The organism is Phaeovulum vinaykumarii, from assembly GCF_900156695.1.
GTDB classification, from domain to species: domain Bacteria; phylum Pseudomonadota; class Alphaproteobacteria; order Rhodobacterales; family Rhodobacteraceae; genus Bieblia_A; species Bieblia_A vinaykumarii.
The window spans coordinates 1-22,118 of record NZ_FTOM01000010.1 but is presented as its reverse complement, the minus strand read 5'-3'; the positions used below and the strand labels follow the sequence as shown (position 1 = coordinate 22,118).

Annotated in this window: 16 protein-coding genes; 13 read left to right on the top strand and 3 right to left on the bottom strand. The window is 68.0% G+C overall.

The annotated features are described in order from the left end of the window. Positions 1 to 22: 22 nt before the first annotated feature. Together ptsP and BW949_RS14875 are read right to left on the bottom strand one after the other, a co-directional pair. Complete coding sequence (gene ptsP, locus BW949_RS14880) at positions 23 to 2,266, bottom strand: phosphoenolpyruvate--protein phosphotransferase (protein ID WP_076367455.1); 2,244 nt, start codon at positions 2,264 to 2,266, stop codon at positions 23 to 25. A 79-nt stretch (positions 2,267 to 2,345) separates the two neighbouring features. Beyond that, complete coding sequence (locus BW949_RS14875; protein ID WP_076367453.1) at positions 2,346 to 3,608, bottom strand: aspartate kinase; 1,263 nt, start codon at positions 3,606 to 3,608, stop codon at positions 2,346 to 2,348. Between the two features lie 204 nt (positions 3,609 to 3,812). On the opposite strand from BW949_RS14875, the gene BW949_RS14870 reads away from it, so the two are divergent. Both BW949_RS14870 and BW949_RS14865 read left to right on the top strand, forming a co-directional pair. Beyond that, positions 3,813 to 5,486: a pyruvate kinase gene (locus BW949_RS14870; protein ID WP_076367451.1), complete on the top strand. Its 1,674-nt coding sequence runs from the start codon at positions 3,813 to 3,815 to the stop codon at positions 5,484 to 5,486. A gap of 137 nt (positions 5,487 to 5,623) precedes the next feature. After that, positions 5,624 to 6,301 carry a hypothetical protein gene (locus BW949_RS14865; protein WP_143524456.1) on the top strand — a complete coding sequence of 226 codons (678 nt, stop codon included), beginning with the start codon at positions 5,624 to 5,626 and terminating at the stop codon, positions 6,299 to 6,301. 144 nt (positions 6,302 to 6,445) lie between these two features. Here BW949_RS14865 and BW949_RS14860 read toward each other — a convergent pair whose 3' ends face one another. Next, positions 6,446 to 6,664 (bottom strand): DUF1127 domain-containing protein, encoded by a 219-nt coding sequence (locus tag BW949_RS14860; protein ID WP_076367447.1) that lies wholly within the window; start codon positions 6,662 to 6,664, stop codon positions 6,446 to 6,448. Positions 6,665 to 6,892: 228 nt separating this feature from the next. Between BW949_RS14860 and BW949_RS14855 the strand changes: the two genes are divergently transcribed. The 11 genes from BW949_RS14855 (at position 6,893) to BW949_RS14800 (ending at position 21,053) form a co-directional block, all read left to right on the top strand. After that, complete coding sequence (locus tag BW949_RS14855; protein ID WP_076367445.1) at positions 6,893 to 8,329, top strand: aminotransferase-like domain-containing protein; 1,437 nt, start codon at positions 6,893 to 6,895, stop codon at positions 8,327 to 8,329. A 19-nt stretch (positions 8,330 to 8,348) separates the two neighbouring features. Continuing rightward, positions 8,349 to 8,972 carry a hypothetical protein gene (locus BW949_RS14850; RefSeq protein ID WP_210187220.1) on the top strand — a complete coding sequence of 208 codons (624 nt, stop codon included), beginning with the start codon at positions 8,349 to 8,351 and terminating at the stop codon, positions 8,970 to 8,972. Positions 8,973 to 9,267: 295 nt separating this feature from the next. Beyond that, entirely contained in the window at positions 9,268 to 10,128 is an 861-nt protein-coding gene (locus BW949_RS14845) for an ABC transporter permease (RefSeq protein WP_076367557.1), read from the top strand. Continuing rightward, a complete protein-coding gene (locus tag BW949_RS14840; protein WP_076367441.1) occupies positions 10,125 to 10,931 on the top strand; it encodes an ABC transporter permease in 807 nt (268 codons plus the stop codon). Before BW949_RS14845 ends, BW949_RS14840 begins: the two co-directional genes overlap by 4 nt. A 17-nt stretch (positions 10,932 to 10,948) precedes the next feature. Beyond that, the gene (locus BW949_RS14835; protein ID WP_076367439.1) at positions 10,949 to 12,025 is read left to right on the top strand and encodes an ABC transporter ATP-binding protein; all 1,077 of its coding nucleotides are present in this window, start codon (positions 10,949 to 10,951) and stop codon (positions 12,023 to 12,025) included. Positions 12,026 to 12,218: 193 nt separating this feature from the next. Next, entirely contained in the window at positions 12,219 to 13,604 is a 1,386-nt protein-coding gene (cysS, locus tag BW949_RS14830; RefSeq protein WP_076367437.1) for a cysteine--tRNA ligase, read from the top strand. Positions 13,605 to 13,659: 55 nt separating this feature from the next. Then, the gene (gene cimA, locus BW949_RS14825; protein ID WP_076367435.1) at positions 13,660 to 15,282 is read left to right on the top strand and encodes a citramalate synthase; all 1,623 of its coding nucleotides are present in this window, start codon (positions 13,660 to 13,662) and stop codon (positions 15,280 to 15,282) included. Further along, positions 15,279 to 16,040 (top strand): squalene/phytoene synthase family protein, encoded by a 762-nt coding sequence (locus tag BW949_RS14820; RefSeq protein ID WP_076367433.1) that lies wholly within the window; start codon positions 15,279 to 15,281, stop codon positions 16,038 to 16,040. The genes cimA and BW949_RS14820 overlap by 4 nt, the downstream gene beginning before the upstream one ends. A 187-nt stretch (positions 16,041 to 16,227) precedes the next feature. Beyond that, the gene (locus BW949_RS16580; protein ID WP_083947792.1) at positions 16,228 to 19,401 is read left to right on the top strand and encodes a methyl-accepting chemotaxis protein; all 3,174 of its coding nucleotides are present in this window, start codon (positions 16,228 to 16,230) and stop codon (positions 19,399 to 19,401) included. Positions 19,402 to 19,455: 54 nt separating this feature from the next. Further along, positions 19,456 to 20,532 (top strand): protein-glutamate methylesterase/protein-glutamine glutaminase, encoded by a 1,077-nt coding sequence (locus BW949_RS14805; RefSeq protein ID WP_076367431.1) that lies wholly within the window; start codon positions 19,456 to 19,458, stop codon positions 20,530 to 20,532. Continuing rightward, the gene (locus tag BW949_RS14800) at positions 20,529 to 21,053 is read left to right on the top strand and encodes a chemotaxis protein CheD (protein WP_076367429.1); all 525 of its coding nucleotides are present in this window, start codon (positions 20,529 to 20,531) and stop codon (positions 21,051 to 21,053) included. The genes BW949_RS14805 and BW949_RS14800 overlap by 4 nt, the downstream gene beginning before the upstream one ends. The last annotated feature ends 1,065 nt before the right edge of the window (positions 21,054 to 22,118 follow it).

The following is a 22,118-nucleotide window of genomic DNA, read 5'->3' as shown; positions in this document are numbered from 1 at the left end:
CCCGATCAGTCGTGCGCCCGGATCAGTCGTGTGAAAGACAGCCCAGCACGACGGGCCGCAGGTTCTCGACCCCGCGATCCATCGCCGCCTGGATCTCGTCGGACAGATCGCCCAGATGCACCCGGCGCAACAGATGCTTGACCGGCCCGATCGAGGCCGGCCGCATCGACAGCGCCCGCACGCCAAGGGCTGCGAAGGTCAGCGCCTCGAGCGGGCGGCCCGCATCCTCGCCGCAATAGGAGAGCGGCGTTCCGGCCTCGTCGCAGCGCTCCACGATCTGGCGGATCAGCCGCAGGAAGCTGCCGTCCAGCGTGTCATAGCGGCGGCGCACGCGCTCGTTCTCGCGGTCGGCGGCAAAGAAGAACTGCTTGAGGTCGTTCCCCCCGATCGAGATGAAATCGGCCGCGCGGAAGAAGGACAGCGGCGCAAAGGCCAGGCTGGGCGTTTCCAGCATGGCGCCGACCTCGATGCCCGAGGGCGCGGGATGGCCCAGCGCCTGTTCGCGCGCGATCACCTTGTCGAACATCTCGCGGGCGCGGTCGAATTCGCCGGCGGTGGCGATGAAAGGAAACATCAGCGCCAGCGGCCGGCCCTGGGCGGCGCGCACCAGCGCCTGCATCTGCATCTTCAGAACGCCCGGACGGTCCAGCCCCAGCCGGATCGCGCGCCAGCCCATCGCCGGGTTGGGCTCGTCCTGCGGCTTCATGTAGGGCAGCACCTTGTCCGAACCGATGTCGAGCGTGCGGAACACCACCCGGCGGCCCTCGGCGGCATCCATCACCCGTTTGTAGATCGCGGCCAGCTCGGCCCGGCGCGGCACATGGCTGCGCACAAGGAATTGCAGCTCGGTGCGAAAGAGGCCGACGCCCTCGGCCCCCGACGAGGCCAGCGACGGCAGATCCGCCATCAGGCCGGCATTCATCGTCAGCTTGATGCGCGTGCCGCAGCGGGCCTGGGCGGGCAGGTCGCGCAACGAGGCATAGCGGCTCTGGGCCTCGGCCTGCATGGCGATCTTCTCGCCGAAGGCGGTGGCCACGCTGTCGTCGGGGCGCAGATGGACAATGCCCTGATCGCCGTCGACCAGGATCGGATCGCCATTCAGCGCCTCGGTGGTGACGCGCTCGGCATGGATGACCAGCGGAATGGCCAGCGCCCGCGCCACGATCGCGGCATGGCTGCCAACCGAGCCCTCCTCGAGCACCACCCCCTTGAGCTGGCGCCCGTATTCCAGCAACTCGGCCGGACCGATGTTGCGCGCGACCAGAACCGGATCCTCGGGCATCTCGGCGCCGGTGTCACGGCCCTGGCCCGTCAGCAGCCGCAGCAGGCGATGCGACAGGTCGTCGAGATCGTGCAGCCGGTCGCGCAGATAGGGGTCGGGCACCTGCTCGAGCCGCGCCCGCGCCGAGGATTGTTCCTTTTCGACCGCCGCCTCGGCCGACAGGCCGCGGGCGATGTCCTCCTCCATCCGGCGCAGCCAGCCGCGCGAATGGGCAAACATCTTGTAGGTCTCGAGCACCTGAAGATGATCGCCGTCGCCCACCACGACCTCGGCCAGCATCCGGTCTACGGATTCGCGCAGCGCCGACATGGCCTCGTGCAGGCGCTCCAGCTCGCGCTCGGGATCCTCGCCCACGGGGTTGGTGATGACCACCCGCGGCTCGTGCAGCCAGACCCGGCCCTTGGCCGCCCCTTCCTGCCCCGAGGCGCCGCGGATCATCACCGGATAGGTGTGGTGGGCGCGCGTCAGCGCCTCGCCCTCGCCGAGAAAGGCCCCCAGCTCTGTCATCTCGGCCAGCACCATTGCCACGACCTCGAGGCCGTAGACCTCGTCCTCGGAGAATTCGCGCGCCTCCTTCGACTGCACGACCAGCACGCCCAGCTTCTCGCCGACGCGCTGGATCGGCACGCCCAGGAAGGACGAATAGATTTCCTCGCCCGTCTCGGGCATGTAGCGAAAGCCCTTGACCGAGGGCGCATTGCCGGTGTTGACGGGCCGCGCCGTGCGTGCCACGCGCCCCACCAGACCCTCGCCCAGCCGCAGCCTTGTCTTGTGCACGGCCTCGGGGTTCAGACCTTCGGTGGCGCAGAGTTCAAGCGTCTCGGCATCGCGGAACAGATAGATCGAGCACACCTGCGAGCGCATGGAATCCGCGATCAGATGGGTGATCCGGTCCAGCCGCTCCTGCCCTTTGGTCGGGGTGGCCAGCGTGTCCTGAAGCCGCCGCAGAAGCTTGCGGCTCTCGCTTTCCGAAAGGTCGTTCATGGTCGATCCGCCACGGCCGCGAAACCGCTCCCCCGGGGCCCGCGATGTCCGCGCGCGCCCCGCCGTGGGCGCTCAGGCATCAGGCCGACTTTTCAAGCTCGAACGCATCATGGAGCGCCTGCACCGCAAGTTCCATATATTTCCGATCGATCAGAACCGAAATCTTGATCTCCGAAGTGGAGATGACCTTGATGTTGATATTCTCGGCAGACAGCGCCTGGAACATCTTGGCCGCGACGCCGGCGTGGCTGCGCATGCCGATCCCCACGACCGAGATCTTGGCCACATCGGTGTCGATGATGAGGTCGTCATACTTGATGATGCCGGCGCCCATCGCATCCTCGAGCGCCTTCTTGGCGCGCGCGACCTGATTGATCGGGCAGGAAAAGGTCATGTCGGTGACGGCACCGGGATGGCTTTCGTCGTAATCCTTTTCCGAGATGTTCTGGACGATCATGTCCACGTTGACGCCGGCCTCGGACAGCGGCCCGAAGATCGCCGAGGCCACGCCGGGACGATCCTCGATCGTGAACAGCGTGATCTTGGCCTCGTCACGCGAATAGGCGATACCCGAGACGACTTTCGATTCCATGATTTCATCCTCGCCGCAGACCAGGGTTCCAGAGGTTTCGTCGGTGTCCTCGAAGGACGAGAGCACCCGCAGACGCACATTATATCGTATCGCCAGTTCGACCGAACGCGTCTGGAGCACCTTGGCCCCCAGGCTGGCCAGTTCCAGCATTTCCTCGAAGGCGATGCGGTCAAGCTTGCGCGCCTTCGACGAGATCCGCGGGTCGGTCGTGTAGATGCCGTCCACGTCGGTGTAGATGTCGCAGCGCTCGGCACCGAAGGCCGCGGCAAAGGCCACCGCGGTCGTGTCCGATCCGCCGCGCCCCAGCGTGGTGATGCGGCCCTCGGGGCTCAGCCCCTGGAAGCCCGCGATGACCGCCACCTTCATGCCCTCGGCGAACTTGGCCTCGATATTGTCGGGCGGGATCGACACGAAACGCGCCGCCGAATGCGCCGAGGTCGTGTTGATCGGCACCTGCCAGCCCTGCCAGCTGCGCGCCGGAACATCCATTTCCTGAAGCGTCAGCGCCATCAGCCCCGCGGTCACGTTCTCGCCCGACGAGACCACGGCGTCATATTCGCGCGCATCGAACAGCGGCGAGGTCTGCTCGACCCAGCCGACCAGTTCGTTGGTCTTGCCCGACATGGCCGAGACGATGACGATCACGTCATAGCCGCGCTCGACCTCGCGTTTGACCTTGAGGGCGGCGTTCTTGATGCGGTCGAGGTCGGCGACCGACGTGCCGCCGAATTTCATCACCAGAAGCGGCATTCCCGCGCCCCTTTCCTGCCCGTGCCCATTGCGCGGCTTCATATGCGGCCAGCCGCCGCGTTGCAAGGGGCAGCCGGGGGAAGGGGGTGTCGTGCCCCTGCACGCGCGGGTGTCGTGAAACTGTCACGGCGGGGTGCAAGGGTGATCGGATGGGGTCCGGATCGGGGGTGCGCCATGGATGGGCGGAGCGAGACGACAACGAGAATGAATGAAGGGCTTGCGGGCGGGCGGGTCGGGGCGGAAGCCGACGCCTTTGCCGCGCGCGACCTGGCCGAGCAGCTGGGCGCGGTGGCGGTCGCGGTGGCGCGGGCCGAGGCGGCGCGGATCGAGGCCTGGGATGGTCTGATCCTGCGCCACGAATTCCTGCCCTCGGCGCAGAATCTGGCGGCCTGGCTGGCCCTGCGCGCCATCGACCTGCGCCCGCTCCAGCCGCGGCTGTCGGCGCTGGGGCTGTCGTCGCTGGGCCGCTGCGAAGGCCATGTCCGCGCCAGTCTGGATGCCAGCCTTGCCGCCCTTGAACGCGTGGCGGGGCTGGGCCGTCCGGCCTTTCCCGATCCGCGCCGCTTCACCGAAGGCCAGGCCCGCATCACCGCCCGGCGCGACGCGCTTTTCGGTGCGCGCGTCGACGGGCCGGGAACGCGCGTGCTGGTGACCCTGCCGGGCGTGGCTGCCGAGGCCGAGGAATTCGTCGCCCGGCTGATCGACGGCGGCGCCGATGCGGTGCGGGTCAATTGCGCCCATGACACGCCCGACGCCTGGGCTGCCATGATCGGCCACGTGCGCCGCGCCGGGGCGCAGGCGGGGCGACGGGTGCCGGTGCTGATGGACCTGCCGGGCCCCAAGTTGCGGCTGGCGGCGGTGGTGCCGGCGCCGGGGGGCGCGGGCAAGGACCGCGACAAGGCGCAGAAATCCGGCCCCGAGAAATCTGGCCCCGAGAAAACCGGCAAGGGCAAGTCCAAGGGCAAGCACAAGGCCCATGCCGCGCCGCCCCTGACCGCCGAAGCCGGGGCTTCGACCGGCGGGCTGCCCAAGCTGAGCCCCGGCGACATCATCGAGATCCAGGCCGGCGCTGTTCCTTGTGCCCCGCGCCCCGCGCAAGGGGCGCGCCTGGCCGCCACGCTCAGTCACCCTGAATTGTTCGGCCATCTCTCCCCCGGCGTCGAGGTCAGCTTCGACGACGGCAAGCTGACCGGCCGCGTCACCCTGTGCGAGGGGGCGGCCGCGCGCATCGAGATCCTGACCACGCGCACGGGCGGCGCGCGGCTCAAGCCCGGCAAGGGGCTGAACCTGCCCGGCGTCGACCTGGCCATTCCCGCGATCGGGGCGCAGGATCTGGAGTGTCTGGATTTCGTGGTGGGGCATGCCGACATGGTGGGGCTGTCCTTCGCGCAGACCCCGGCCGATGTGCTGGCGCTGATCGCGGCGATGGAGGCGCGCGCGGACGGCCGGCCGCTGCCGGCGATCGTGCTCAAGATCGAGACGCCGCTGGGGCTGAAGAACCTGCCCGAGATGATCGTGACCGCAGGCGGGCGGCTGCCGGTGGCGGTGATGATCGCGCGGGGCGATCTGGCGGTCGAGCTGGGTCTGGCGCGGCTCTCCGAGATCCAGGAGGAAATCCTGTGGCTGTGCGAGGCCGCGCAGGTGCCGGTGGTCTGGGCGACGCAGGTGCTCGAGGGGCTGCTCAAGGACGGCCAGGCCAGCCGCGCCGAGACGACGGATGCCGCCATGAGCCAGCGCGCCGATTGCGTGATGCTCAACAAGGGGCCGCATCTGCTCGAAGGGCTGGACTTCCTGCGCACGATCCTGATGCGGATGGAGCGCCACCAGGACAAGAAATCGCCGCGGCTGGGTGCGCTGGGGCTGTGGACACGCGGCTAGATGCCCTGATTGTGTGGGCGCAATTTCCCTGTGGATGAATGGCGGGGACTGACGCAACGTCAAGTTGACATCTTTGTACATCTCTGAAACGTTGATTGCGTTGGGTGTTATGTGTGCCGCATGTCGCGGAGGGTTTCATGAGTGTGTTGTCCTATCTGTTGGATCAGGAAAATCGGATCGTCGCCACGGGCGGCGGTTGGGATGACGCCGCTCTGTCCAGCGGCGGCGCGGGCGCGGTCTCCGAAGCCGTCGTGGGCCTGCCACTGCGCGATTTCGTTTCCGGCTCTGCCAGTTGGTCGGTGCTCAACGCGCTGCTCTATCAGTCAAGGCTCAGCGGCAAGCGCATCAAGCTGGACTACCGCTGTGACACGGTGGACGCGGCGCGCGCTTTCCGCATGTTCCTTGTGCCCGGAACCGACGGGATGGTGCTGTCGAGCCATCATCTGCTGTGGTCGCGGCCGGCGAAGCTGCGCCGCCTTTACCGGACCGCCGCCGAGAACGAACCCGCCGTCGAACGCTGTTCGTTCTGCAATTCCGTGCGTCGGGGCCCGTTCTGGACCGACGAGGTGCTGAACGGCGGGGTGCATCCGGCCACGGGGCAGGTCGAAGCGGTCGTCTATGATGTCTGCCCGGCCTGCCGCGAAATGGCGCGCAAGGCGGTCGACGGCCATCCCGAGGGGATCTTGCCCCCGGATGCCGGTCCCGTTTCCGCGCCACGGCGCGACGCGGAAGACGATTTGCGCGCGGGGATGACGGCGCAGGTCGTGCCGCTCAAGCGCGCGGCGGGGGTGGGCAGCCCCCCCGGCCGGCGCTGACGCCTTCTCCGGCCCTGTGCGCCCTTCATCGCGGGCGCGCGCACGAAAAAGCGGCCGGGAATGAACCCGGCCGAGGAAGAGGTCCTCAGGGGTCCGGGACCTTTCAGGGAAAACATGCAGGCGGCCGAAGCGCCGCCACGCGCATCACGCCAGCCAGAAGGGCCGCCGGGCCTCGATCTGGGCGTGTTCGCGGTCCAGGCCGATATCCTTGAGAAGATGCGCGTCGAGATGCGCCAGCGCCTGTCGGCTGCGCAGGCGGGTGTGCCAGGTCTCGGCCATACGCACCAGAGCCGCGGCCAGCTTCACCGGCGCCGAGGCGGGCGCGGTCCGAGCGGGATTGCGGGCGAGGGACGGGCTGAACATGGGACACCTATTTGATGACAGCGGGCGCGGCGCGCCCGGAAGGAAGAGGTCTGGCGCCAGGATCGGCGCGGGTGATCCGGTCTGTCGCATTGTAGTGATACAATTTGATTGAAGCCGGGCAGGTTTGCCTGCTAGATTAAGATACAATCGCGGCACAATCTCTTCCAGTGAAACATTGTGACTGATACAAAACACAAGCCGCGTGTTTTGTGTGCAGATGGGGGTTCAATGCCTGAAATTGCGGCTGAAAACCGTGGGCCGGGGGGGGATCCCCTGCTGTGGACCCCGGATCTGTCCGCGCTTGGCGGTCCGAAATACCAGGCCCTGGGCCGCGCCCTGCGCGATGCCGTGCGCGAGGGGGTGCTGGCGCCGGGCGTCAAGCTGCCGCCGGTGCGCGATCTGGCCTGGCGGCTGGGGGTGACGCCGGGGACGGTGGCGCGCGCCTATCAGGCGGCGGTGCAGGAGGGGGTTCTCGAGGCGCAGGTCGGGCGCGGCACCTTCGTGGCCGAACGCCCCGCGCGGCTGGGGCCGACGCAGCCGCTCTACGAGGACCGCGGCGCCGGGCTCGAGGGGGCGGTGGATCTGCGCTCGCCGCAGCTGGCCGATGTCGGGCAGAGCGCCGCGATCGGGGCGGCGATGGTGGCCGCCGCGGCCGAGGTGGGCGCGGCCTACATGCAATACCCCGGCCTGCGCCGCGATCATGCCTGCCGCGAGGCCGTGCGCGACTGGCTCTCGGCGTGCCAGTTGGGGCCGGTGTCGGCCGAAGATCTGGTGCTGACCCATGGCGGGCAGAACGGCATTCACCTGATGTTCTCGTGCTGTCTGCGCGGCGACCGACCCGTGGTCCTGGCCGAGGAACTGGCCTATCCCGGCTTTCGCCATGCCGCGCGGCTTGCGCGGGCCGAGGTGGTGCCGGTGCGGCTCGATGCCGAGGGGATGGTGCCCGGCGCGCTGGATGCGGCGTGCCGACGCCATGGCGGGCAGGTGGTCTGTCTGACGCCTGAGGCCCAGAACCCGACCGCGGCGCGGATGTCGGCGCGCCGGCGGGCCGAGATCGTGGCGGTGGCGCGGCGGCATGATCTCCAGATCCTGGAAGACGATTGCTATTCCTCGCCGGCGGTCGATCTGCCCGCCTTGCGCGAACTGGCGGTCGAGCGGACCTGGTATGTCACGTCGCTGTCCAAGACCATCTCGGCGGGGCTGCGCTTCGGGATGGTGGTCTGTCCCGAGGGCATGGGCGAGGCCGGCCGGCTGGCCGCGCAGCACAGCTATTTCGGCCTGTCGCGCCCGGTGACCGAGATCGCCACGCATCTGATCCGCTCGGGCGAGGCCGAGCGGCTGCGCAAGGCGGCCCAGGACGTGGCCGCGCGCCGGGTCGAGATCGCCGTGGCGACGCTGGGCCGGTTCGATCTGGTCTGGCAGGAGGGGCTGTCCTTCCTGTGGCTGCGGCTGCCGGCGGGCTGGCGGTCGTCGACCTTCACCCGGATGGCCGAGGCCGAGGGCGTCCTTCTGCGGTCGGCCGATGAATATGCGCTGGCCGAGAGCCACGCGCCCAATGCCGTGCGCATCGCCGTGGCCAGCGGCATCCCCGAGGAGCGCTTTGCCCGCGCGCTCGAGCGGCTGGCGCGGCTTCTGGACAACCCGCCCGGCGATCTGCCGGTCTGAGCCGATGGTGGTTCCGCTGATGCCCCCTGCTCCCGCCCATGGCCCCGATCCTCAGGCCGATCCCGAAGTGGCGCTGGCCCATTACGTGGGCGGGGCCTGGCGGGCGCCGCTTGACGGGCGGATGGCGCTGCGGGGGGGCTTGAACGTGGTGCTGGCCGGCCCGCGCGATCTGGCGCGCGCGCAAAGCGCCCTTTGCGCGGGGCGGGAAGCCTGGCGGGCGCTGGGAACCGAGGGACGGCAGGCCTGTCTGGCGCCCATCCGCCGGCGCCTGGGGCTGACCGCGCCGCCTGCGCCCTGCCTTTGGGGCGTTCCGGTGGCGGGGGTGCGGTGTCTGTCTGTTCAGCAGATCGGCGGGGCCGCGCCGGACGCCCCGGCCGGGGTGCTGATCGCGGCGGCGCTCGGGGCGCTGTCTGCGGGTGAGGCAGTCCTTCTTCTGGGGCAGGAACAGCCCGGCGCCGCCATCGAGGCGGTCTTCGGGCTGGCCCCGCCTGCGGGCGGGGCGGGCCAGGCCGGAGCGGACGCCGCCCGCCCGGCGCCGCCCTTGCCGGCGGGGGTGCTGGCGCTGTTGCATGTCGAGAGCGGGGCGCCGCCCTGGGGCGACGATCCCCAAGCGGGCCGCCCCTCCGAGCCGAGGCGCGGCTGAGACGGGCAGGAGGGGGGGCGAGCGGGGATCGGGCCGCTTGCGCGGGCTTCGCGCAGCCCGTCGAACCGCCCAAGAATTAGGCACATGGCCCATCGCGGGGCAAGGTGCCGACTTTCCCGGCAGGACGCCCCTTTTCCGGGCCGTAAGCTTGTGTAAACGTCGCCCGCGGCGGGGCCGGTAGCGGGCCCTGTCTTCGGGCCGGGACACGAGGGGCGACGGGATGGACAGCGACACAGACGTCAGGAACGGAGGCGACAGCACGGGGCCGCAGAGGGCGGCGCCGCTCTTGACGCGGCTGCGCCATTCCGAGGCCGTCAACGGCTGGCTTCTGATCAGCCCGACCGCGCTTTACGCGCTGTTGCTGCTGGCCGCACCGCTGGTGACCTTGTTCACCTTTTCCTTCTTCAAGGACGGCTATCTGACGATCATTCCCGAATTCACGCTCGAGAATTATCAGGCCACGCTGAGCGATCCGATCTTTGCCGCGCTGATGCAGCGGTCGTTGTGGGTGTCGGGGCTGGTGACGCTGGCCACGGTGCTGACGGCCTTTCCGATCGCCTATTACCTGTCCTTTCACGTCGCCCCCGCGCTCAAGGCGCGCTGGCTGTTCCTGATCACCATTCCGTTCTGGACCTCGTATCTGATCCGGGTGTTCCTGTGGAAGGTGATCCTGGGCTACAACGGCGTCGTCAATTCCGGCCTCAAGGAGCTGGGGCTGATCGACAAGCCGCTGGAATTCCTGCTCTATAACGTCAATTCCATCGTGCTGACGCTGTCCCATTCCTATGCGCCCTTCGCTATCCTGCCGATCTATGTGGCGCTGGAGAAGATCGACCGGGCACTGCTGGAGGCGGGGCAGGATCTGGGCGAGAGCCGGTTGATGACCTTCTGGCGGGTGACGCTGCCCCTGGCCATGCCCGGCGTGATCGCGGCGGTGCTGATCGTCTTCATTCCCACGATCGGGGATTACGTGACCCCGCAGCTGATCGGCGGCGGCAAGATCCCGATGGTGGCCAACCTGATCCAGGCGCGGATGCTCGACATGGACAACAAGCCGCTGGGCTCGGCGGTGGCGGTGATCTCGATGGCGATCGTCGCGGTGGTGTCGATCCTGTTTCTGGCGCTGAACCGGCGGTTCCTGAGGGGGCAGAAATGAAGATCCCGTTCCTGCGCCTCTATGCGATGGCCTATCTGCTGTTTCTCTATGCGCCGATCCTGCTGCTGCCGCTCTTTGCCTTCAACGACGCCACCGTGATCTCGTTCCCGCTCAAGGGGTTCACGACGCAATGGTTCGCGCAGATGGCCGAGAACGAGGCCCTGCGCAAGGCCACGCTGAATTCGCTGCTGATCGCCACGTCATCGGCGGTGATGGCGACCGCGCTGGGCATGTTCGTGGCGCGCGCGGCGACCCGCTTCCGCTTTCCGGGCAAGGGCGGGGTCGTGGGGTTCATCATGCTGCCGCTGGTGCTGCCCGAGATCATCGTGTCGGTCTCGCTGCTGGTGGTGCTGCTGCAACTGGGGGTGTCGCTTTCGGCCTTCACGGTGATCCTGGGGCATGTGCTGATCTGCACGCCCTATGCCGCGGCGATCCTGAACACCTCGTTCGGGGCGCTTGATCGCTCGCTCGAGGAAGCGGCCTATGACCTGGGCGAGACGAAATTCTCGACCTTCCGCCTGATCACGCTGCCGCTGGTGATGCCGGGGATCATTTCGTCGCTGCTGATTTCCTTCACGATCAGCCTTGACGAATTCATCATCGCCTTCTTCCTGGCGGGCGCCGAGCCGACCCTGCCCACCTATATCTTCTCGCAACTGCGCTTTCCCAAGGGGATCCCGATGATCATGGCGCTGGGGACGGTGCTGGTGGCGATGTCGGTCCTGCTCTTGACCATCGCCGAATATTTCCGCCGCCGCGGCGTTGCCCGGACCGGCATCAAGGACACCGGAGGCTTCCTGTGAGCACATCGCGCGCGACGATGATCGAATTCGACAACGTCCACAAATATTACGGCGATTATCACGCCCTGCGCGGGATCAGCGCACGCATCAACGGCGGCGAGTTCTTCTCGCTTCTGGGGCCGTCGGGCTGCGGCAAGACCACGCTTTTGCGCACCATCGCGGGGTTCGAGGACATTTCCTCGGGGGCGGTGATGATCGACGGGCGGCACATGGAGAATGTGCCCGCCAACAAGCGGCCCACGAACATGGTGTTCCAGAGCTATGCGATCTTTCCGCATCTGAGCGTGGCCGAGAACGTGGGCTTCGGGCTGCGCCGCGATCCGCGGTCGCGCGCCGAAAAGGCCCGCGCGGTCGAGGAGGCGCTCGAGATGGTGGGCCTGAAGGGCTATGGCGCGCGCGCGGCGCATGCGCTGTCGGGGGGGCAGCGGCAGCGCGTGGCGCTGGCGCGGGCGCTGATCCTCAAGCCCAAGGTGCTGCTTCTGGACGAGCCGCTTTCGGCGCTGGATCGCAAGATCCGCGAACAGATGCAGGTCGAGCTGATCAAGCTTCAGCGCGAGGTCGGGATCACCTTCGTGCTGGTCACCCACGATCAGGAGGAAGCGCTGGTCATGTCCGACCGGATCGCGGTCATGTTCGAGGGCGAGATCGCGCAGCTGGCCGACCCCGAGACGCTGTATCGCCGGCCGAACTCGCGCCGCGTGGCCGAGTTCATCGGGGTGATGAACTTCCTGCCCTGCCAGGTGACGGGCGAGGCGGGCGGCCATATCCAGCTGGAGGTGGCCGGGCTGGGCCAGGTCGAGATCGAGCCGGCGCAGGCGCCGGGTGTGACGCGCGGCGGGCCGGCCAGCGTCGGCATGCGCCCCGAGACGCTGACCATTCTCTATGAGGGCCAGCAGGCCGGCGGGCGCGAGGCGCCAGGCGTCGTGGAGGAGGTCGTCTATTACGGCGACATGACCTATTACGACGTGCGACTGGACGGGCTGGACCATTCGGTGCGCATCTCGATGCGCAATGTCTTCGGGCGGCCGGTGCTGGATATCGGCACGCGCACCCGCGTGGCCTGGTCGCCGGGCGCGCTGGTCCTGTTCCGCTGAGGCGGCATCGGGCGGGACGGGGGGAGAGCGGCCTCGGCCCCCGTCGAGGGGGCGCTCGGCCGCCGGGGCCGGTTGGCCCCGATCCCGCCCCTGATGGGCGGCGATCTGTCGGGCCGCTTTCGGTTTTCCTCGGGGGCGGATGGTGCTAGACCGCCTCGCAGCTTTTGGAGCTGTGGCGCGCCGAGGACCGAAGATGACCGAGATCCGTCTGACCAATACCCGCACCCGCAAGAAGGAGGCCTTCGTTCCGATCGATCCGGCGAATGTGCGGATGTATCTGTGCGGGCCCACGGTCTATGACCGCGCGCATCTGGGCAATGCCCGCCCGGTGGTGGTGTTTGACGTGCTGTTTCGGCTGCTGCGGCATGTCTATGGCCCCGATCACGTCACCTATGTGCGCAATTTCACCGACGTGGATGACAAGATCAACGCCACGGCGCTGGCGCGCAAGGAGGCGGGGGCGCCCGGCACGCTGGAAGAGCTGATCCGCGCGCGCACCGAGGAGACCATCGGCTGGTATCACGCCGACATGGATGCGCTGGGGGCGCTGCGCCCGACGCAGGAGCCGCGCGCGACCGATTACATCGGCGCCATGATCTCGATGATCGCGGATCTGGTCGAGAAGGGCCATGCCTATGCCCGCGACGGCCATGTGCTGTTTCGGGTGCGGTCCTACACGGAATACGGGGCGCTGTCGGGCCGGTCGGTCGATGACATGATCGCAGGCGCGCGGGTCGAGGTGGCGCCCTTCAAGGAAGACCCGATGGATTTCGTGCTGTGGAAGCCTTCGGACGCGGATCTTCCCGGCTGGGACAGCCCCTGGGGCCGCGGCCGGCCCGGCTGGCATATCGAATGCTCGGCCATGTCGCACGCGCTTCTGGGGGCGTCCTTCGACATTCACGCGGGCGGGATCGACCTGCAATTCCCCCACCACGAGAACGAGATCGCGCAGAGCTGCTGCGCCCACCCCGAGGGGCAATTCGCGCGCTACTGGCTGCACAACGAGATGTTGCAGGTCGAGGGCAAGAAGATGTCCAAGTCCCTGGGCAATTTCTTCACCGTGCGCGATCTGCTGGACCGAGGCATTCCGGGCGAGGTGATCCGGTTCGTGTTCCTTCAGACCCATTACGGCAAGCCGATGGACTGGACCGCGGAGAAGGCGGCCCAGGCCGAGGCGACGCTGCGCAAGTGGCGGGCGCTCGGCGCGGGGATCGACCCCGCCCCGAGCGCGGCGCCCGAGGTGATCGCGGCGCTCTGTGACGACCTGAACACGGCGGGCGCCATTGCGGCGTTGCACCGGATCGCGGATCCGGCGGTGCTGGTGGCCTCGGCCCGGCTCCTGGGGCTTCTCGAGGCGGGCATGGGCGATTGGGCCGCAGCGCCCGAGGCCGATCTGTCGGATCTGGCCGCGAAGCTGGCCGACCTGCGCGTCAAGGCCATGGACACCAAGGATTTCGCCCCCGTGGATGCGCTGAAATCGGCGCTGGTGGCGGCGGGTGTCGAGGTGCGGATGTCGAAGGCGGGGGTCGAGCTTCTGCCCGGCCCGAATTTCGACGCCGCGAAGCTGGAGGGGCTGTGATGGGCGCCCTGAGACCCCGGTGGCGCGCCTGCGCCCGACGCGCGGAGGCCACGTGATGATCCGCGAGCGCCTTTTCATCTACGACACCACCTTGCGCGACGGGCAGCAGACGCAGGGCGTGCAGTTCTCGGTCTCCGAGAAGGTCCAGATCGCGCGCGCGCTGGATGCGCTGGGCGTCGATTACATCGAAGGCGGCTGGCCCGGCGCCAACCCCACCGACAGCGATTTCTTCGCCCAGGCGCCGCAGACCCGCGCCACCTTCACCGCCTTTGGCATGACCAAGCGCGCGGGCCGCTCGGCGGCCAATGACGATGTGCTGGCCGCGGTGATCAACGCCGGCACGCCCGCCGTCTGCATCGTCGGCAAGACGCATCTGGGCCAGGTCGAGGGCGCGCTGGGCATCAGCGCCGCGGACAACCTGGATGCGATCGGATCGTCGATCGCGCATATCCGCGGCCTGGGGCGCGAGGCGCTGTTCGACGCCGAGCATTTCTTCGACGGCTGGAAACACGACCGCGCCCATGCGCTGGCCTGCCTGATGGCCGCGCGCGAGGCCGGGGCCGCCTGGATCGTGCTCTGCGACACCAACGGCGGCACGCTGCCCGACGAGATCGGGCGCATCACCGCCGAGGTCATCGCCGCGGGCATTCCGGGCCGCCAGCTGGGCATCCATTGCCATGACGACACCGGCAATGCAGTGGCGGGTTCTCTGGCGGCGATCGCGGCGGGGGCGCGGCAGGTGCAGGGCACGCTGAACGGGCTGGGCGAACGCTGCGGCAACGCCAACCTGACCGCGCTGATCCCGACGCTTCTGCTCAAGCCGCCCTTCGCCGAGACGCTGGAGACCGGCATCACCCCCGAGGCGCTGGCGGGGCTGACCCGCGTCAGCCGGATGCTTGACGATATCCTGAACCGGGTGCCGTTGCGCTCGGCGCCCTATGTCGGGGCCAGCGCCTTTGCCCACAAGGCGGGGCTGCATGCCTCGGCGATCCTCAAGGATCCGTCGAGCTATGAGCACATCCCCCCCGAGACGGTTGGCAACACCCGCCTGATCCCGATGTCGAACCAAGCCGGCCAGTCGAACCTGCGCGCGCGTCTCGCGGCGGCGGGGATCGCCATCGCGCGCGACGACCCGCGGCTGGCGCGCATTCTTGACACCATCAAGACGCGCGAGGATCAGGGCTATGCCTATGACGGCGCGCAGGCCAGCTTCGAGCTGGTCGCGCGGGCCGAACTGGGCCTTCTGCCGCGCTTCTTCGACGTCACGCGCTATCGCGTCACGGTCGAGCGGCGGCGCGTGGGTGCCGAGATCAAGACCCTGTCCGAGGCGGTGGTGGTCGTCCAGATCGACGGGCACCGGTCCTTGTCGGTGTCGGAAAGCCTGGGCGAGGACGGCACCGACCGCGGCCCGGTCAACGCGCTTTCAAAGGCGCTGGGCAAGGATCTGGGGCCCTATCAATCCTGCATCGACGACATGAAGCTGGTCGATTTCCGCGTGCGCATCACGCAAGGCGGCACCGATGCCGTGACCCGCGTCATCATCGACAGCGAGGACGGGCAGGGCCGACGCTGGTCCACGGTGGGGGTGTCGCCCAACATCGTCGATGCCAGCTTCGAGGCGCTTCTGGATGCGGTGAACTGGAAGCTTCTGCGCGACGGCGCGACCCCGGTCGGATGAGCGCGGATCTGGCCCCGATCGCGGCGCAGGTCGAGGCGGGCGACCCCTTGCGGTTCGCCGCCACGATGGCCGCGCCCGCCGCTCTGCGGCCCGCGCTCTGGCCGGTCTATGCGGTCAATCTGGAGCTGGCGCGTGCGCCTTGGGCCGCGCGCGAGCCGCTTCTGGCCGAAATGCGCCTGCAATGGTGGATCGACCGGCTGGCGGCCCCCGATCTTCCGGCCAATGCCCCCCCGGCGCTGGCGGCGCTGTTTGAGGGCCCGGCCAAGGTGCGCGCAGCGCTTCTGGGCGTGGCCGAAGCCCGCCGCCGCGATTGCCACCCCGACAGCCCCTTCGCGCGCGCCGAGGATCTTTGGGCCTATCTCGAGGCCACGGGCGGCGGTGTCATGCGGGCGGCGGCGGCGGCGCTGGGCTGTGACGGGGGGGCGGCCCTCGTCGATCTGGGGGCGGCGGCGGCCCTGGGCGGATGGTTGGCCGCATTGCCCGAGCTTGACGCGCGCGGGCGGCCCGGTCTTGCGCCCGCGGGGCCGCGAATCACCGATCTGGCGCAACAGGGGCTGGCGCGGCTGGATCGGGCGGGGGACGCGCTTCTGCCTGCCGCCTGGCCGCTGCGGGCCGCGCTGCTTCCGGCCGTTGATGCGCGCGCCGAATTGCGCGCTGCACGCGCGCGCGATGCGGCCGGACCGCTGGCGGGCTTTTCCGGATCGCCTTTTCTTCGGGCGCTGCGCCGCACGCGCACCGGCCTGACCGGCATGCTCTGAGCGCGCGCGCCCCGCACGCCATCGACGTCTATACGTTGAAAAAGCGCGGGATCTGGCGCGCCAGTTTAGAAACGCACTTAAGCATATCTTCAGCACTTGCACGCAGTCTCGGGCGGAATGACGTGACCCTGTTTGGGGTCGTTTTCACAGATGAGTGCGCCCGTTAAGGGGCAAGTCGGAGTAGAAGATGCGGTTCCTCAACAATCTCAAGCTCACGGTCAAGTTGCCGCTGATGCTGGTCCTGATCGCCGCGGTGTCCATGGCGATCACCTCGGTCAGTTCCTATCGCAACGCCCGGGCGCTTCTCGAGGAGCAAGGTCGTGAGCGACTGGCCTCGACCCTCGACGAACGTCACCGGGAACTGGAGACCTGGCAGAACGGCCTGCGCGTGGATGTGAAAACCCAGGCGGGCAGCCTTCAGGCCGAGCGCGCGATGCGCGAATTCCTGTCGGCCTGGAACCGGATCGAGGGCGACCGCGCCGCCTATTTCGACAGCAATTACCAAAGCGGCAATCCCCATCCCCTGGGTCAGCGCGAGAAGCTCGACTATCCCGGCGAGCCCGACGAATACGGCATCATTCACCGCCGCTATCAGCCCGTGCTGCGCGATCTGCGCTATCAGAAGGGCTATCACGACATCTTCCTGATCGACCCCGAGGGCAACATCGTCTTCACCGTCTCAAAAGAGGCCGATTTCGGCACCAACCTGCTCAGCGGGCGCTGGCGCGACAGCGAACTGGCCCATGTGGCGCGATCGGTGCTGGAAAACCCCGAACAGGATCTGGTCGAAAGCCATTTCGAGACCTATGCGCCTTCGGCCGGGGCCCCGGCGGCCTTTCTGGCCGCGCCGGTCAAGACCCGCGGCGGTCGTCTTCTGGGTGTCTTTGCCGTGCAGATCAGCAATGACGTGATCGACGCCGTGCTCAGCCGTCCGCGGGGGCTGGGCGAGACCGGGCAAGGCTATCTGGTCCCCGAAGATCGCCTGGTGCACAACAACCTGCGGCTGTCGGAAGCGCCGACCATGCTGAACATCTCGATCGACACCGAGGCCGTGCGCCGCGGTCTGTCGGGCGAGAAGGCGACCTTCTTCGGCGAAGGCCATGACGGCCGTCCCGCGGTGCTGTCGGTCGACAAGCTCAACCTCTTCGGGACCGATTACGCGCTGGTCGTCGAGCAGGGCACCGACGAATTGTTCGCGCCCGCGACCGAATTGGGGCGCGAACTGATGATGCAGGCGATCTGGGTCATGGGCGCGCTGATGGTGCTTGCCTATCTGATGTCGCGCTCGATCGCGCGCCCGCTGAAAGCCGTGGGCGGCGCCCTGCATGCCATTTCCGCCCGCCAGCTCGAGGTTGAGGTGCCGCATGCCGACCGTCGCGACGAGGTGGGTGAGATTGCCCGCGCGCTCGACGATTTCCGCTTCGAGATGGCGCGCAACGAGGATCTTGCCCAGGATGCCGCGCTGAAGGGTGCTGCCTTCGAGGGAAGCTCGGCGGCGATGATGATGGTCAACCCCGACTTCGTGATCAATTACTACAACACCGCTGTCACCGACCTGATCCGTGGCCGGATCGACGATTTCCGCACCGTGACCCCGGAGATCGACCCCGACCGTCTGCTGGGTCAGAGCATGGACATTTTCCACAATGACAACGGGCGGATCCGGGCCTTCCTGTCGCGTTCGGAAAACCTGCCCTATCGCGCCGATATCATCGTCGGTCAGGCGCGCATGATCCTGAACATCTCCGAAGTCATCCGCGACGACCGGCGCATCGGGCTGGTGATCGAATGGCGCGACGTGACCGAGGAACGGATGAACCGTTCGGTGCTGAAAGCCATCGACCGCAACCAGCTGATCGCCGAATTCGATGCCGACTGGAAACTGATGTCGGCCAACGACAACCTGGTGACGGCCATGGGCAGCCCGGCCGACGCGATGAAGGGTGCGGCGGTCGATCGCTTCCTGCGCTTCGTCGACCCGGCCGATCCCGACGCCTCGCAACCCGCGATCTCGGAACTGGTTGCGCGTGAGGAATCGCTCAGCGGGCGCTTCATCGCGCAAGGCGCCGACGGCCAGGACCGCATCTTCGACGGCTCCATCACCAACGTGCTCGACCGCCGCGGCCTGACGCTCAAGATCGTCATGATGGCCAATGACGTCACCGAGGAACAGCGCAAGCTCAAGGCCGCCGAAGACTCGCGCCTTGAACTCAGCCGCGCCCAGGCGGTGGTTGTCGACGCTCTGCGCAAGGGCCTCACGCAGCTGTCCGAGGGCGATCTCTCGGCCCATATCGACACGCGTTTCTCGGACGAATACGAACAGCTGCGCGCTGACTTCAACACGGCCGCACAGAACCTGCGCCGCGCCATCGAGACCGTCATCGAGAACGCCATCGAGATCGAAGGCGAAAGCCGCGAGATCTCGAATGCCGCCGAAGATCTTTCGCGGCGCACCGAGCAGCAGGCCGCCACCCTCGAGGAAACGGCCGCCGCGCTGAATGAACTGACCGAATCCGTGAAATCCTCGGCCGCCGGCGCCAATGAAGCCAACCGCGTGGTCTCCGAAACCCGCGCCAATGCCGAAGCTTCGGGCGTGGTCGTCGAACAGGCCGTCACCGCCATGGGCGAGATCGAAAACTCCTCGACCCAGATTTCCAAGATCATTTCGGTCATCGACGACATCGCCTTCCAGACCAACCTCCTGGCGCTCAATGCCGGCGTCGAGGCGGCGCGGGCGGGCGAAGCGGGACGCGGCTTTGCGGTGGTCGCCTCCGAGGTCCGGGCGCTGGCGCAGCGCTCGTCCGAGGCCGCGCGCGAGATCGACGCGCTGATCTCCACCTCGTCCTCGCAGGTGCGCAAGGGCGTCGATCTGGTGGGCGAAGCCGGCTCTGCACTCAAGAAGATCCTGGCCGCCGTCAACGATGTCTCGGCGCGTGTCTCCGAAATCGCGGCCTCGTCTCAGGAGCAATCCTCGGGGCTGGCCGAGATCAACGTTGCGGTGAACCAGCTCGATCAGGTCACGCAGCAGAACGCCGCCATGTTCGAGGAAACCACCGCCGCCAGCCATTCGCTGAGCCGTTCGGCCGAAAACCTGAGCGAGGCAACCTCGCGCTTCCGCACCGGGGGGACCGCGCCCGCTCGTCCGGCCAAGAAGGTGGCGCCGGCCGCCAAGGCGCCCAGTGCCCCGAAGCCCAGCCCCAAACCGGTTCGCAGCGCTCCCGAAGCGGTCCCTGCCGCGCGCAAGCCCGCACCGCCCGCCGCCAAGGTGGCCCCGCCGCCTCCGCCGCGCGCGATGAGCGGCGGTGGGGCGCGCACGGCGACAGCGGCCGCCCCCGCGTCGGATGACTGGGAAGATTTTTGATGCGCCAAGAGGCCACCACCGCCGAGGCCTGGAATTTCGTGAAGGAGTGACAATATGAGACCGGTCAAGGTCCTGATCGTGGACGATTCTGCTACCATCCGCCAGCTGATCCGCCTCCGGCTCAGGGAAGACCCCCGTCTCGATGTCGTCGGTGAGGCCTGCGACGCCTACGAGGCCCGCGAGAAGATCAAGGCGCTCAATCCCGATGTTATCACGCTCGATGTCGAGATGCCGCGCATGAACGGGCTGGAATTTCTCGAAAAACTGATGCGGCTGCGGCCGATGCCCGTGGTTATGGTCTCGAGCGAGACCCACCGTGGATCGACCGCCGCACTCGAGGCGCTGTCGCTCGGGGCGGTGGAATGTATCGGCAAGAGCGCCGGCCCGACGACGGCGGACAGCTTCGCCAGCCTGCCCGATATTCTGGTTGCAGCGGCCGGCGCGCGGCTGATGCGGCCGGGTGCGCGTCCGGCCATCGCGCCGGCGACCAGCTTTCGCTGGAACGGCCGCTATGTCTTCATCGGCTCCTCGACCGGTGGCGTCGATGCGCTTGAAACGGTTCTTGCGGGCTATCCCAAGGATTGTCCGCCGACGCTCATCACCCAGCATATGCCGGCGGGCTTCCTGGCCAGCTTCGCCGCGCGGCTCAATCCCCGCGTGGCGCCCGAGGTGCAGCTGGCCACCGAAGGTGCGATGCTCAAGCAGGGCCATGTCTATATCGCGCCGGGTGGAGAATATCACCTGGCGGTGCGCGGTGACCGCGCCCCGGCCTGCCATCTGCTCGCTTCGGAAAAGCGCAATGGACACCGCCCGTCGGTCGAAGTGATGTTCGATTCCGCGCTGTCGATCGCCAAACAGTCGGTCTGCGTGATGCTGACCGGCATGGGGCGTGACGGCGCCGAAGGGATGCTGCGGATGCGCGAAGCCGGGGCAAACTGCATCGCCCAGGACGAGGCCAGTTCGGTCGTGTTCGGGATGCCGCGCGCGGCCCTCGAGATCGGGGCCGCCTCGGTTGCCGTGCCGATCACGCGGATTTCCGAGGAAATTCTGACACTGACCTGCAAGGATCGCGCCGCGTCCGCCCGCCGCATGCGCGCCTCCGATGCCGGTTCTCGAGGGTTGTGCGCATGAGCATGCATTTCAACAAACCAGGCCGCCCGAGGCATATCACCCAAGGCGAATTCGCAATCGGCGACGGATCGGGGGGCTCGCTGACCACGATCCTCGGCTCGTGCGTGGCCACCTGTCTGTTCGACGAACAGGCCGGCGTCGGGGGCATGAACCACTTCCTGCTGCCCGAAGGCTCGACCCAGGGCGTTCAGGTCGCCAGCTTCGGGGTGAACGCCATGGAGCTTCTCATCAACGCGCTGACCAAGCAGGGCGCGCGGCGTGACCGGCTGAAGGCCAAGATCTTCGGCGGCGCCCGGATGATCGAGGGGCTGTCCGATGTCGGTGCGAAGAACGCGGTCTTCGTGCGGGATTTCCTGCGCCGCGAAGGCATCGTCTGTGTCGGCGAAAGCCTGGGCGGCACCTCTGCGCGGCGCGTCGAATTCTGGCCCGAAACCGGGCGCGCGCGCCAGCGGCTTCTCGACGACGCCCGCCTGCGGGAGGAACCGCCCAAGACCGCCGGCAACGAGGTCGAATTGTTCTGACGCGCATCCTGCGCGTTCAGGCCGCGTAAAGGATCTGCGCGCGTCTGAGCATGGAACCCAGGCAGACGCGCGCCGGTTGCGCGCGCGTCGTTGCATCGTGATGTCTGGCAGGTCATGCCCGGCGCGGGGCGACAGGGAACGTGCGATGACAAGCCCCCGTGCGATGACAAGCCGTGGCGCTGGCTCGCTGTCGCCGGCGCGTGCCAGCGTCATCGGGGCGCTCTGCTGTCCCCGTGCGCAGCACGGTTGCGCACGCCAAGGCGCCGAGCAGCGAAAAGGCGTAGAAAGGAGGCGTCACCGCAGGCGACGGGATGTGGGCCAGGTCGGAGATGTGACACGGCAAGGTTCGGGGTGCGCTGGTGGGCGGATTTCGGGATGCACTGAAAGATCGGGATGCACTGAAAGACAAGGGCATACGGATCTGCGTCCGGGGCGGAAAACGCCAAGGTGCTCGCCGGACAGGACAAGCGTCGTTGCCAATGGCGCAATCCGATCGGGATCATGTTTTGCTGCCTCAAGGACTGGCGCCAGGGCCACCGATACGACCGACACGCCGATCGGCCAACACCAAGAGCACGTCCTCTCCGCCGTCGCGGGCGCCGCGATCGCAGACATCAGGAATGAGACGGGCCCAGGGCAGGGATGCACCCGGTTTGATGGCTTCCCCTCAATGCCGGATCGGGGCTCGCGCTGCCGAAGACCCGCGATTTCACGGGGCGCAAGGTCGCCGCGCGGAACGGAGGGTCTTTGCGCCGCTCCCCCCCCTGCGGCCCACAGCCCTTTCATGCGCGGTCACGGGCCGCCCATTCTCCTGACGCCTTTCTCCTGACGAAGAGCGCGGGCGGGACTGCCGCTGGGGGCAGGGCGCATCCGACAATGCCGCCCCGCGCCCAGTGGTTACCGCACCGTCGCCTTCGCGCCGGGGTGGACACGATGGTGATGACGGCGGGATCCCCCTGCGCCGCGCGTCCCCGCGGTCCTTGCGCGGGACTGGACAAGGGGGCGCGTGTTTTGTAGGGCGCTGGGGACCAGACGGGCCAGGGAAGGACGCATCGAGTGCTGACC

Excerpts from the sequence above, each read along its gene's own strand:
- BW949_RS14865 (WP_143524456.1), top strand. The coding sequence starts at position 5,624 with ATGAGTGTGTTGTCCTATCTGTTGGATCAGGAAAATCGGATCGTCGCC.
- BW949_RS14855 (WP_076367445.1), top strand. The coding sequence starts at position 6,893 with ATGCCTGAAATTGCGGCTGAAAACCGTGGGCCGGGGGGGGATCCCCTG.
- BW949_RS14800 (WP_076367429.1), top strand. The coding sequence starts at position 20,529 with ATGAGCATGCATTTCAACAAACCAGGCCGCCCGAGGCATATCACCCAA.
- cysS (WP_076367437.1), top strand. The coding sequence starts at position 12,219 with ATGACCGAGATCCGTCTGACCAATACCCGCACCCGCAAGAAGGAGGCC.
- BW949_RS14875 (WP_076367453.1), bottom strand. The coding sequence starts at position 3,608 with ATGCCGCTTCTGGTGATGAAATTCGGCGGCACGTCGGTCGCCGACCTC.
- BW949_RS14850 (WP_210187220.1), top strand. The coding sequence starts at position 8,349 with ATGCCCCCTGCTCCCGCCCATGGCCCCGATCCTCAGGCCGATCCCGAA.
- BW949_RS16580 (WP_083947792.1), top strand. The coding sequence starts at position 16,228 with ATGCGGTTCCTCAACAATCTCAAGCTCACGGTCAAGTTGCCGCTGATG.
- ptsP (WP_076367455.1), bottom strand. The coding sequence starts at position 2,266 with ATGAACGACCTTTCGGAAAGCGAGAGCCGCAAGCTTCTGCGGCGGCTT.
- cimA (WP_076367435.1), top strand. The coding sequence starts at position 13,660 with ATGATCCGCGAGCGCCTTTTCATCTACGACACCACCTTGCGCGACGGG.
- BW949_RS14860 (WP_076367447.1), bottom strand. The coding sequence starts at position 6,664 with ATGTTCAGCCCGTCCCTCGCCCGCAATCCCGCTCGGACCGCGCCCGCC.
- BW949_RS14805 (WP_076367431.1), top strand. The coding sequence starts at position 19,456 with ATGAGACCGGTCAAGGTCCTGATCGTGGACGATTCTGCTACCATCCGC.
- BW949_RS14840 (WP_076367441.1), top strand. The coding sequence starts at position 10,125 with ATGAAGATCCCGTTCCTGCGCCTCTATGCGATGGCCTATCTGCTGTTT.
- BW949_RS14870 (WP_076367451.1), top strand. The coding sequence starts at position 3,813 with ATGAATGAAGGGCTTGCGGGCGGGCGGGTCGGGGCGGAAGCCGACGCC.
- BW949_RS14820 (WP_076367433.1), top strand. The coding sequence starts at position 15,279 with ATGAGCGCGGATCTGGCCCCGATCGCGGCGCAGGTCGAGGCGGGCGAC.
- BW949_RS14835 (WP_076367439.1), top strand. The coding sequence starts at position 10,949 with ATGATCGAATTCGACAACGTCCACAAATATTACGGCGATTATCACGCC.